This is a genomic window from Kitasatospora sp. NPDC114501 (assembly GCF_055633695.1).
In genome coordinates this window covers 36568-48296 of sequence record NZ_JBVKDS010000026.1, presented here as the reverse complement: position 1 = coordinate 48296, position 11729 = coordinate 36568, and the positions used below count along the sequence as shown (strand labels likewise).

Genomic DNA, 11729 nt, shown 5'->3' with positions numbered 1-11729 from the left:
CCTCGGACGGTGCCGGGGGATCGCGACCGCCCGGTGCGCCCCGAGGTCGCCGTCGACCTCGGCGGGACCTGGCTGCGGATCCGCACCGGGTCGGGGGAGACCGTACGGCTCCCCGCGCCCAGCGTCCTCAACCGGCCCGGGGAGGATCCGGCCGTGCTGCTCGACCTGCTGGTCGAGACCCTGGCCGACGCGGTGCCGGCGGACGCCCGGGTGGCGATGTCCTGCGGTGCCGCGATGGACGAGGAGCACGGCGTGCTGCACGGCTCGGGCCCGCTCTGGGGCGGCGGCCCGGAGCGGCCCGTGCCGCTCCGCGCCCTGCTCACCGCCCGCCGCCCGGACGTCCGTTGGCACCTGTACAACGACGTCACCGCCGCGCTGGCGAGCTTCGTCGAGCGGTTCGCCCGGCCCCACCACCGCCGGGTCGTGTACGTCACGGTGAGCAGCGGCATCGCCCTGCGCACCGCCGACCTCACCGAACGCTCCGTCCCGGTCGACGCCCACGGCCTCCAGGGCGAGGTCGGCCACCTCCCGGCCGTCTCCACCGCGCCCGCCGCCGTCCGCGCGCTGAGCTGCCCCTGCGGCGGGACGGGCCACGTGGCCGCCGTGGCCGCCGGCCCCGCGCTGCCGCACGTCGCGGCCGCCCTCGGCATGGAGCGCCCGGCGGGGATCCGCGACGCCCTCCCGGCCCTGCTGCGCTCCGGGGACCGGGCCGCCCACCGCCTGCTCGCCACCGTCGTGGAACCCGTCGCGGAGATCGTGCGCACCGTGCGCTGCCTCGATCCCCGCACCGACCTGATCGGCATCGGCGGCGGCTACGCGGAAGGCCTTGGCGACCCCTACCGCACCGAACTGGTACGCCAGTTGGGCGAGGTGCGCAGCTACGCCGACCGCGATCCCGACCGGGCCGGACACGGCCTGCGGCTCTGCCGCCCCGGTGAGGTGGACCCGATGGCGGGCGCCCTCGCGCTCTCCCGCGGCGCGCTGACCGTCACCAAGCGCTGACGTCACACCGCACCGACGTCACACCGCGCTGACCCCCGCCAAGCACCGACCGCCGACTCCCCATCCCTTCGACGTCACCCTCCGGAAGGACCCCATGCCGGCCACGGCCACCCACCGCGCGATCGTCCGCCACGGCACCACCTGCCGCATCGAGGAGGTCCCCACCCCGGACCCGGGCGAGGGCGAACTCCTGCTCGCACCCGAGCACGTGAGCCTCTGCGGCACCGACATCCAGATCCTGCGCGGCGACCGCGACGACCCCTCGCCCGTCGTGGGCCACGAGGGCGCCGCCCGGGTCGTCGCCGCCGGTCCCGGCACCGACGGCTTCGCCTCCGGTGACCGGGTGGTGGTCAACCCGACCCACCCCGGCGACCCCTCCTTCCTCCTCGGCCACAACGTGCCGGGCCTGTTCCAGCAGCGCGTGCTGATCGGCGCCTCGGCCGTCCGCGGCGGCCTGGTCTCCCACCTGCCCGAGGACCTCCCCGCCGCCCGCGCCACCCTGGTCGAGCCGTACGCCGTCGTCCGCTACGCCCTCTCCTGCCTGGCCGCCTCGGCCCCCGACACCCTCGTCGTGCACGGGGACGGCCTGACCGGCAACCTCGCCGCCCTGCTCGCGCCCCGCTTCCTCTTCCCGACGGTCCGGGTCGTCGTGGTCCACCGGAGCAAGGCCGGCCTCCGCTGGACCCGGGACCACCTGCCGCACGCGGTGGGCGTCCTGGCCACCGAGCCGCTCGACCGGTACGCCACCGGCGCCGTCGCGCTCCTGGTCACCACCCATCGCGGCGGCACCGTCCCCGCCGTCGAGGCCGCCGTCGGCTCGCTCGGCGAACGCCTGGTCGCCGTCCACCCCCTCGGGGGCGTCCCGCCGCACGCCGGCACTCCCCTGCTGCCCGGCGTCGACCTCGACGGCGTCCGCCGCGCCAACACCGGCGGGCCGTGGCCTCCGGCCACCACCACCTTCACCCGCCCGGGCCTGCGCCTCACCCTGAGCGGCAACCGCGGCGTCACCAACGCCCAGCTCCTCGCCGCCGCCGAGGCCCTGCGGACCGACGCCACCGCCGACCCGCTGCTCACCCACGTCCTGGACCTGGAGCCCGGTGTCCGCCACCTCAACCGGATCATCGGCGACCGCACCCGCACCGTCGACGGCGAGCTCGTCGTCCGCCTGGTCATCGACCTGGGCAACGACCCGGCCCGTCCGGGCGCCCGGCTGCCGTAGCCGGGCCCCCGCAGCCTCCGGTCGGGCCGGACGCCGGCCGGATGCCACGCAGTTGCCGGTCGGCGTGCCCGGAACACCCGGACCGGCAACTGCGCGGAACCACAGGACGTGTGTGGGGCACGGCCATTGACCGGGAGTCAGCGGCTCCGAAAGGATGCGCGACCATGACTACGCGCGTAAACCTCCTGTCAGGACGGCTGGTCGCCTCCCTGCGGTGGGCGGCCCTGCTGTTGGTCCTGGTGTCGGTCGGCGTGTTCTTCGCCGGCGCCGGAGCGGCCCGGGCCGCGCCCGCCTGCGGGGTGCTCTCCACCGGCGCGGCGGCGCAGGCGGACGCCGCCGTCCGCTCCGCCTGCGGACTGATCGGCACCCCGTACTCGTGGGGCGGCGGCCACGGCTCGCAGCCCGGCCCGACGTACGGCCTCTGCGACCCCGCCAACGGCGCGCCGAACGACTGCCACGTCCGCGGCCTGGACTGCTCCGGCATGGTCCGCTACGCCTACGACCTGGCGGTCGGCGAGGACGTCGTCAACGGCACCACCCGCACCCAGTGGCCGACCTCCCGCGCGGTCGCCCGCTACTACCGGGCGGACGGCACCGCACCGCTGCTCCCCGGCGACCTGGTGTTCTTCGGCAACACCGCCTCCACCATCCACCACGTCGCGATGTACCTCGGGCAGGGCTGGATCGTCGAGGCCCCCTACTCCGGCGGCCACGTCCAGGTGGCGGCGCTCTCCTCGCACGGCGACTACTACGGCGCCGTCCGGCTGTACGGCCCCGGCGGCACGACCCCGCCCACCACGCCCCCGTCGGACAGCGGCCAGTACTGGGTGGACACCCTGGCCAACGCGCCGGTGTACGGCTCCCCGACCTCCACCACCAGCACCGGGACGCTGTACCAGGGCACGAACTACGTCTTCTGCAAGGCCTGGGGCCGCGAGGTCTCCAACGGCGGCGCCTACAACCACTGGTGGCTGAAGACGGACCCGGACGTGGGCCCCGGCGGCCAGTGGGTGTCGGCCTTCTACCTCTCCCGCTGGGGCAACGACGTGGCCAAGGACAACAACGGCACCACCATCCCCACCTGCGCGGGCGGCGGCACCCCACCCGCCACCGGCAAGTACTGGGTGGACACCTTCGCGAGCGCGAGCGTCTACGCCTCGCCGACCTCCACCGACGCCACCGGCACGCTGTACCAGGGCACGAACTACGTCTTCTGCAAAGCCTGGGGCCGCGAGGTCTCCAACGGCGACGGCTACAACCACTGGTGGCTGAGGACCGACGCGGACGCCGGCCCGGCCAGCCAGTGGGTGTCGGCCTTCTACCTCTCCCGCTGGGGCAACGACACGGCCAGGGACAACAACGGCACCACCATCCCCGACTGCTAAGGCGTGTCCGCCGCGACGAGGCCCGGCTCCCCGGCCGTGGCCCCGTCGCCGCGGGGGACCGCCGGGCGAGTCGGAGCAGCGCGGGACCGGTGGCCGACGCGGGAGCGGGTCAGCCCCAGAACTCCCGCAGGGCGGCGTTGACGGCGGCGGGCTCCTGGGTGTGCGGGTAGTACCCGGGCACCCGGAGGAGCCGGCCCGCGAGGGACTCCGCGAGGGACTCGGCCACGGCCATCAGGGGCAGCCCCACGTGCTCGCGGTACGCGGCGGGCGCACGCTCCCAGGTCCCGCAGATCACCAGGACCGGCAGGGCGGCCTTCCGGATCGTCTCCAGCGGGATCTCCGCCTCCCAGACGGGCCGCTCCCTCATGGAGGTGGCCACGGCACGGAGCCGGCGCGACGTGGGCTCGGGCGTGTCCATCCCCAGCCCCTCGGTGGACGCCCGCAGGTACTGCTCCGGCGTGACGTCGTCCGGGATGCCCGGGGCGCCGTCGCGCACCCGGTCGAGGAGGGCGGCGACGACCGGGTGGTGCGCGGCGGCGGTGAAGGCGGAGGGCTGGATGAGGGCGAGGGAGCAGACGAGGTCGGGCCGGCGCGCGGCGGCGATGAGCGCGGCGACGGCGCCGTTCCCGTGCCCCACGAGGTGGGCGCCGCCGGGCCCCGCGGCTCGGCGCCCGTCTTCGAGGACCTCCACGAGGTCCTGGGCGTCGACGTCGAAGTCGCTGCACGCGGTGTCCGGGCTGTCCCCGTAGCCCCTGCGGTCCACCAGGAGGAGCCGTCGGCCGTCCGCGAGGGGCCGCTGCCCGGCGAACCCGTACACGGGGTCGCTCCCCCAGGTGAAGATGTTGTGGACGAAGAGGGCCGGGGCCGCCGGGGCCCGGTCCTCTCCGGTCCGATCGCGGTCGTCCCACACGGTCACGTGCACGGCCACAGGTCACCCTCCCGACGCCGACGGACACCAACTCCCTTGAGACTAACGGATCGTCGCGGGTCGATCTGGTCCCACACCGCTGCGCCCGGTCGCCACGTCCGGCGCTGGGGGAAGTCACCGCGACGATCACCGCTCCCCCGGCGGCCGTGCGGACCGGTCAGGATTCGAGAAGCGCCCCGCCGGGGTGCGCGCCTAGCGTTGCAGTCATGAACGACATCACCATTCACTGGACCTTCCTCCCGCACACCGACCCCGAGGCCTCCCTCGCCTTCTACCGCGACCTGCTCGGCTTCGAGGTCCGCAACGACGTCGGCGGCGGCCCGATGCGCTGGATCACCGTCGGCCCGGTCGGCCAGCCCGACGTCTCCCTGGTGCTGGAGCCGGCCTCCGCCGACCCGGGCCGCACCGAGGAGGAGCAGCGGACCATCACCGAGATGATGGCCAAGGGCACCTACGCCCGGCTCGTCCTGGGCACCACCGACCTGGACGGCGTCTTCGACCGGCTGAAGTCCGGCGGCGCCGAGCTGGTCCAGGAGCCGACGAAGCAGCCGTACGGCGTCCGCGACTGCGCGTTCCGCGACCCGGCGGGCAACATGGTCCGCTTCAACGAGCTGGGCTGAGCCGGGCCCGGCCCGATCCGCGCCGGGCCCCGCGGGCACCACGGCCCGCCCCGCCCCGCCGTCGCCCCGTCCCGCCGTCGGCCGTACCGGAAACCCGTTCGATCCCGGCCGGATCGATGGTTGGATCGAGGGGTCCGAGCACACCGACGGCGGCCGCGGGGCGGGCCTGCCCGGCCCCCTCCACCCCAGACCGCCGAGAGCCAGGGAGCGAAGAGAACGATGCCCGAGCGGACGGACGCGCAGCCGCACGTCGCCGACAGCCACGACCTGATCCGCGTGCACGGCGCCCGCGAGAACAACCTCAAGGACGTCAGCGTCGACATCCCCAAGCGCCGGCTGACGGTGTTCACCGGGGTGTCCGGCTCGGGCAAGAGCTCGCTGGTCTTCGACACCGTCGCCGCCGAGTCCCAGCGGCTGATCAACGAGACCTACAGCGCCTTCGTCCAGGGCTTCATGCCCACCCTGGCCCGCCCCGAGGTGGACGTCCTGGAGGGCCTGACCACGGCGATCATCGTCGACCAGCAGCGGATGGGCGCCGACCCGCGCTCCACCGTCGGCACCGCCACCGACGCCAACGCGATGCTGCGCATCCTGTTCAGCCGCCTCGGCACCCCGCACATCGGCTCCCCCAAGGCCTTCTCCTTCAACGTCCCCTCGATCAGCGGCGCCGGCGCCGTCACCGTCGAGCGCGGCGGGAAGACGGTCAAGGAGCGGCGCAGCTTCAGCATCACCGGCGGCATGTGCCCGCGCTGCGAGGGCCGCGGCACCGTCTCGGACATCGACCTCACCCAGCTGTACGACGACAGCAAGTCGATCTCCGAGGGCGCGATCACCATCCCCGGCTGGAAGACGGACAGCTGGTGGACGGTGGGCGTCTACGCCAACTCGGGCTTCCTGGACCCGGACAAGCCGATCCGCAAGTACACGAAGCAGGAGCTGCGGGACTTCCTGTACCGGGAGCCGACCAAGGTCAAGGTCAACGGCGTCAACCTCACCTACGAGGGCCTGGTCCCCAAGATCCAGAAGTCCATGCTCGCCAAGGACAAGGAGGCGCTCCAGCCGCACATCCGGGCCTTCGTGGAGCGGGCCGTGACCTTCACCGCCTGCCCCGACTGCGGGGGCACCCGGCTCAGCGAGGCCGCCCGCTCCTCCAGGATCGCCGGGGTCAGCATCGCCGACGCCTGCGCGATGCAGATCAGCGACCTCGCCGACTGGGTCCGCGGCCTGGACGAGCCCTCGGTGGCGCCGCTGCTCGGCTCGCTCCGGCAGGCCCTCGACTCGTTCGTGGAGATCGGCCTCGGCTACCTCTCGCTCGACCGCCCCTCCGGCACCCTCTCCGGCGGCGAGGCGCAGCGGGTCAAGATGATCCGCCACCTCGGCTCCTCGCTCACCGACACCACCTACGTCTTCGACGAGCCCACCACCGGCCTGCACCCGCACGACATCGACCGGATGAACCGGCTGCTGCTGCGCCTGCGGGACAAGGGCAACACCGTGCTGGTGGTGGAGCACAAGCCGCAGACCATCGCGATCGCCGACCACGTGGTCGACCTCGGTCCCGGAGCCGGTACGGCGGGCGGCACGGTCTGCTACGAGGGTGACGTGGCGGGGCTGCGCACCAGCGGCACGGTGACCGGCCGCCACCTGTCCGACCGGACGCCGCTGCGGGCGACCGTACGGAAGCCCACCGGCGCCCTGGAGATCCGCGGCGCGAGCACCCACAACCTGCGGGACGTGGACGTGGACGTCCCGCTCGGGGTGCTCACCGTGGTGACCGGCGTGGCGGGCTCCGGCAAGAGCTCGCTGATCCACGGCTCGATCCGCGCCGAGGAGGGCGTGGTCTCCGTCGACCAGGGCGCGATCAAGGGCTCCCGGCGCAGCAACCCGGCCACCTACACCGGGCTGCTGGAGCCGATCCGCAAGGCCTTCGCCAAGGCCAACGGCGTGAAGCCGGCCCTGTTCAGCGCCAACTCCGAGGGCGCCTGCCCGACCTGCAACGGTGCCGGGGTGGTCTACACCGACCTGGCGATGATGGCCGGGGTGGCCACCACCTGCGAGGACTGCGAGGGCAAGCGCTACCAGCCGGCGGTGCTGGAGTACCACCTGGGCGGGCGGGACATCGCCGAGGTGCTGGCGATGCCGGTGACGGAAGCGGAGGAGTTCTTCGGCTCGGGCGAGGCGAAGCTCCCGGCCGCGCACCGCGTCCTGGAGCGGCTCGCCGACGTCGGGCTCGGGTACGTGAGCCTCGGCCAGCCGCTCACCACGCTCTCCGGCGGCGAGCGGCAGCGGCTCAAGCTGGCCACCCACATGGCGGACAAGGGCGGCGTCTACGTGCTGGACGAGCCGACCACCGGCCTGCACCTGGCGGACGTCGAGCAGCTGCTCGGGCTGCTGGACCGGCTGGTGGAGTCCGGCAAGTCGGTGATCGTGATCGAGCACCACCCGGCGGTGATGGCGCACGCCGACTGGATCATCGACCTCGGCCCGGGCGCGGGCCACGACGGCGGGCGGGTGGTCTTCGAGGGCACCCCGGCCGAGCTGGTCGCCGCCCGGTCGACGCTGACCGGCGAGGCGCTGGCCCGGTACCTGGGCTGAGCCGTACCCGGGCCGGGCCGGCTCGCGGCCCGGTGGGCCTCGCCGAACGCCGGGGGCGTGTCGAGGAGTCGGGCCGCTCCCCCGTCACACGGCACTGCCTCCGCCGCCGGTGGTCACCGGCGGCGGAGGCAGGACGGCCGTGGCCCGGTCCTACGGCTTGATGCGGACCACCTGCGGGTCGTGGTCGCTGGCCTGCTGGGCGAACTCGGCGTTGATGTGCACCACGTCGTACTTGGCGTAGCCGACCTCGGGGCTGACCAGGATGTGGTCCAGCACCTGCGAGTTGCCCTGGAAGACGTACGAGTACTGCTCGGTCTCCGGCAGCTCGTTCACCAGGTCGCGCAGCACGCCGTCCTTGGTGAGCGCGGCGAGCGCGGGCGAGAACTGGTAGTCGTTGAAGTCGCCGAGGGAGACGATCCTGGCCTCCTTGTCGGCGGCCAGCAGCCCGGCGACGAAGGCCTGTTCGACGGTGGCCTGCCTGGTCCGCTGCACCTCGGAGCCGCGGGTCGGCTGCTGGAACCGGCTGTCGATGCCCTGGTCGCCACCCTTGCTGTTGAAGTGGTTGGCGATCACGAAGACCTTCTTGCCGCGGAAGGAGAACTGGCCGACCAGCGGCTTGCGGCTGTTGGTCCAGGCCTCGTCGTTCGGCTCGATCCGGCCGGGCGAGGCGGTCAGCGCGGTGTCCGCGCCGGTGCCGGTCACGCCGACGGCGGTGGTGGCGGCGCCGCCGGGGATGTCGGTGAAGGACACCCGCTGCGGGTTGAACAGGAAGACCTGGCGGATGTTGCCGCCGGGCTCGCCGCCGTCCTTGCCGTCCTGCGGGTCGACCGAGCGCCAGTCGTAGGACGGGCCGCCGGCCGCCCTGATCGCGGCGGTGAACTTGGCGACGGTCTGGCTCGCGTCCACCGTGCCGTCGTTCTTGGCGCCGTTGTCGTCCTGGATCTCCTCCAGGGCGATGATGTCGGGCGAGCGCAGGTTGGTGACGACGCCCTGGGCCAGCGCGGCGAACTTGGCGTCCGGGTTGCCCGGCGCCAGGTTCTCCACGTTGTAGGTGGCGAGGGTGAGTTCGCGGTCGCCGGCCTGGGCGGTGACCTCGCGCTGGAGGTGGTTGTCCTTCAGCGTGCCCAGGGTGCCGGCGACCAGGGTGTAGCCGCCGAAGTTGTTGTAGTCCAGCGGGCCGGTGGTGGTGCCGGTCAGCTCGTCGCCGACGTTGGCCACCGGGAAGGGCTGCTGGGCGGCCGCGGCCTGCTGCTGGACCATCAGGCGGCCGACGTTGGGCTCGCGGTAGGACTCGTACAGCACGCCGCCGCGCTTGCTGCGCTGGTCCTGGCGGTCGGCGGCGACCCACAGCTCGTTGTACTTGTCGGTGGCCTGGATCACCCGGACGTCCTTGACCTGGACGAGCATGCCCTCCAGGGACTCGTAGAAGTCCAGGGTGTACTTCTCCGGGTCGAGCCTGACGCCGTCGATGGAGCCGTCCGCGCCGGCCGCCGGGCTGTAGGTGCCGGGGATGTTGCGGGTGTCCACGACCACCGGGGCGGGCAGCGGGTTGCCGGCCGACAGGACGGTGACGCCGGGGGCGGAGATCTCGGTGAGGGACTGCGAGCCGCCGTTGAAGTTCGGGTAGTACTCGGTGACCTTGCCGCTCACCAGCACCGAGTCACCGACCTTCACGGTCGGGTTGCCGCCGGTGAAGACGAAGACGCCCTCGCTGGTGGCCGGGTCGGCGTCCGGGTTCGGGTCCTGGATCCAGAAGCCCTTGGAACTGCCGTACGCGCGCACGCCGGTGACGATGCCGGGCACTCCGGTGACGGCCTTGCCGGCCTGCGGGGATATCCGGGTGCCGCCCTGGACGTCGTGGATCCGCAGCGGGCCGGCCTCGGTCGGGGCGGGGGTCGCGGGCGCGGCGGCGTTCGCCACCGGCAGCGGGACGAGCACCAGCGAGGCGGCCAGCGAGGCCGGGATCAGGGCGGCGCGCAGCAGGGCTCTGCGGGGGCGGGGAGCGGGGACGGTGGTCACCGGGGCAGGACTCCTAGCTCCGCCGTGCGGCACGGTCGTGGCACGGCGGTCCGGGCGGAGGCGCGCTTCGAGCGCGGCTACTCGCGTGGGGAGGAAGCGGGGGAACGGACACCCGCCCCCCGCGGCGCCCCTCAAGATACGCGCGTAGAAAACGACCCGACAAGACCTCGCCGGTGAACTGTCGGTTCCACCGGGGTGACGTGACTCACGGTCAGTCCGGGCTGCTCACAGCCCGCCCCCGGCGGACGCCCAGGAAGCCTCGATCCGCTCCACGACCAGCTCGCACAGCTCGTGGGTGCGCAGCGCGTCGTGGGCGTCCAGGGTCTGCCCGGCCCGGACGGCCGCGAGGAAGGCCAGCACGCACTGCTCGATGCCGCGCTGCCGGGCCACCGGCACCCAGTCGCCGCGGCGGCGGACGGTCGGCTGGCCGCGGTGGTCGATCACCTCGGCCAGGTTGCGCACCTCGCGCTTGGAGTCGCCGCCGGAGACCTCCAGCACCTCCTCGGTGGAGCCGGAGAGGCGGTTCATGATGCCCAGCGCGGTGAACCCGGCCCCGCCGAGGGTGAGCACCACGTGCTCGACCAGCCCGTCCCGGGTGCGGGCCCGGACGTCCACGTGCTCGATCTCGCCGGGGGCCAGGAAGCGCAGCAGGTCCACGACGTGGATGAAGTCGTCGTACACCAGGGTGCGGGCGGTCTCGGGCAGGCCCTCGCGGTTCTTCTGGAGCACGATCAGGTCGCGCGGACGCTCCTTGGCCTGGGCGTAGCCGGGCGCGTGGCGGCGGTTGAAGCCGACCATCAGCGAGCGGCCGGTGCGGTCGGCGAGGTCGACCAGCCGACGGGCGCCGTCCAGGGTGTAGTCGAGCGGCTTGTCGACGTAGACGTCCACCCCGGCGGTGAGCAGCTGCTCGACGATCGGGACGTGCTGGTCGGTGGCGGCGTGCACGAAGGCGGCGCGGATGCCGCTGCCGATCAGTGCGCCGAGGTCGGTGAAGCGGTGCTCGGGGGCGATCCGGTGGGTCTCGCCGAGCCGGTCCAGCTTGGCCGCGTCGCGGGTCATCAGCCGCAGGTCGAGCCCGGGCAGTGCGGTGAGCACCGGCAGGTAGGCCTTCTGCGCGATGTCGCCGAGGCCGATCACCCCGACCGGGAGCCGGGTGTCGGGTGCGGCTGTCGAACTCATGGGGACTCCTGTGGTGCGCGGTCGTCGGCCGCCCCCCACCCTATGCGTCGCCGTCCCCGCCCCGTGCGTCCGGCCGGGCGGCCAGCAGGGTCTCGGCGATGCCGCGGGCCCGGCGGGCGGCGTCCGGGGTGCCCTCGCGCAGGGCGGTGACGATGGCGCCGTCCATCAGGAGGGCGAACTGCCGTGCCCGCTCCGCGGGTTCGGGGATGTCGGCGGCCCGCATGAGCTGCTCGACCAGCTCGATGACGCGCCGTTTGTGGAGCGCCGCCATCTCGCGGGCCGGGCTGGCGGGGTCGGAGATCTCGGTCATCGTGTTGATGGCGACGCAGCCGCGGTAGTCCTGCGCCGCGAAGCGTTCGGCCAGTGCGTCGAAGACGGTCAGCGGATGGCCGCCGTGGGCCGCGACCCGCTCGGAGAGCCAGGCGCGCCACCGCTGGTCGCGGCCTTCCAGGACGGCCGTCACCAGCGCCTCCTTGCCGGCGAAGTGCCGGTAGAAGGAGGCCCGGCCGACGCCGGACTCGGAGAGGATGCGCTCCACGCCGACCGCGTGGATCCCGTGGGCGTAGAAGAGGGACTCTGCCGTGCTCAGCAGGCGCGCCCGTGCGTTGACTGCCATGACACCGATCCTAACCGCCCTTGACGCCAAACGGCACCGATCGGTACCGTTTTCGAGTCGGAACCGATCGGTACCGCCGGATCACCCTCGTCACCGGGTGCCCGGCGGCCGGACACCGGGCCGACCCCGAGGACCTGCGGCTGCCCGGCCGCCCGGGCCGGGACGC

General features: G+C 73.6%; 9 protein-coding genes. 5 read left to right on the top strand and 4 right to left on the bottom strand.

From position 1 onward, the window contains the following. Positions 1-9: 9 nt before the first annotated feature. The 3 genes from ACZ7RU_RS35110 (at position 10) to ACZ7RU_RS35100 (ending at position 3606) form a co-directional block, all read left to right on the top strand. Positions 10-1002: an ROK family protein gene (locus ACZ7RU_RS35110; RefSeq protein ID WP_470345057.1), complete on the top strand. Its 993-nt coding sequence runs from the start codon at positions 10-12 to the stop codon at positions 1000-1002. Between the two features lie 94 nt (positions 1003-1096). Beyond that, on the top strand, positions 1097-2221 hold the full coding sequence (locus ACZ7RU_RS35105) for an alcohol dehydrogenase catalytic domain-containing protein (protein WP_470345056.1): 1125 nt from the start codon (positions 1097-1099) through the stop codon (positions 2219-2221). 164 nt (positions 2222-2385) lie between these two features. Further along, positions 2386-3606, top strand: coding sequence for a C40 family peptidase (locus tag ACZ7RU_RS35100; protein ID WP_470345055.1), 1221 nt, complete (start codon positions 2386-2388; stop codon positions 3604-3606). 109 nt (positions 3607-3715) lie between these two features. Here the strand turns inward: ACZ7RU_RS35100 and ACZ7RU_RS35095 are convergent, their stop codons facing one another. Further along, on the bottom strand, positions 3716-4534 hold the full coding sequence (locus ACZ7RU_RS35095) for an alpha/beta fold hydrolase (protein WP_470345054.1): 819 nt from the start codon (positions 4532-4534) through the stop codon (positions 3716-3718). A gap of 206 nt (positions 4535-4740) precedes the next feature. Here ACZ7RU_RS35095 and ACZ7RU_RS35090 point away from each other — a divergent pair, with 206 nt between their 5' ends. Together ACZ7RU_RS35090 and ACZ7RU_RS35085 are read left to right on the top strand one after the other, a co-directional pair. Then, positions 4741-5154 carry a VOC family protein gene (locus ACZ7RU_RS35090; protein WP_470345053.1) on the top strand — a complete coding sequence of 138 codons (414 nt, stop codon included), beginning with the start codon at positions 4741-4743 and terminating at the stop codon, positions 5152-5154. A gap of 219 nt (positions 5155-5373) precedes the next feature. Next, positions 5374-7749, top strand: a complete 2376-nt coding sequence (locus tag ACZ7RU_RS35085) for an ATP-binding cassette domain-containing protein (protein ID WP_470345052.1) — start codon at positions 5374-5376, stop codon at positions 7747-7749. Positions 7750-7899: 150 nt separating this feature from the next. On the opposite strand, the gene ACZ7RU_RS35080 is transcribed toward ACZ7RU_RS35085, so the two are convergent. From ACZ7RU_RS35080 to ACZ7RU_RS35070, 3 genes are all read right to left on the bottom strand, one after another. Beyond that, positions 7900-9768, bottom strand: coding sequence for an endonuclease/exonuclease/phosphatase family protein (locus tag ACZ7RU_RS35080; RefSeq protein WP_470345051.1), 1869 nt, complete (start codon positions 9766-9768; stop codon positions 7900-7902). A 225-nt stretch (positions 9769-9993) separates the two neighbouring features. Continuing rightward, complete coding sequence (locus ACZ7RU_RS35075) at positions 9994-10947, bottom strand: Gfo/Idh/MocA family protein (RefSeq protein WP_470345050.1); 954 nt, start codon at positions 10945-10947, stop codon at positions 9994-9996. Between the two features lie 40 nt (positions 10948-10987). After that, positions 10988-11563: a TetR/AcrR family transcriptional regulator gene (locus ACZ7RU_RS35070; protein WP_470345049.1), complete on the bottom strand. Its 576-nt coding sequence runs from the start codon at positions 11561-11563 to the stop codon at positions 10988-10990. Positions 11564-11729: the final 166 nt, after the last annotated feature.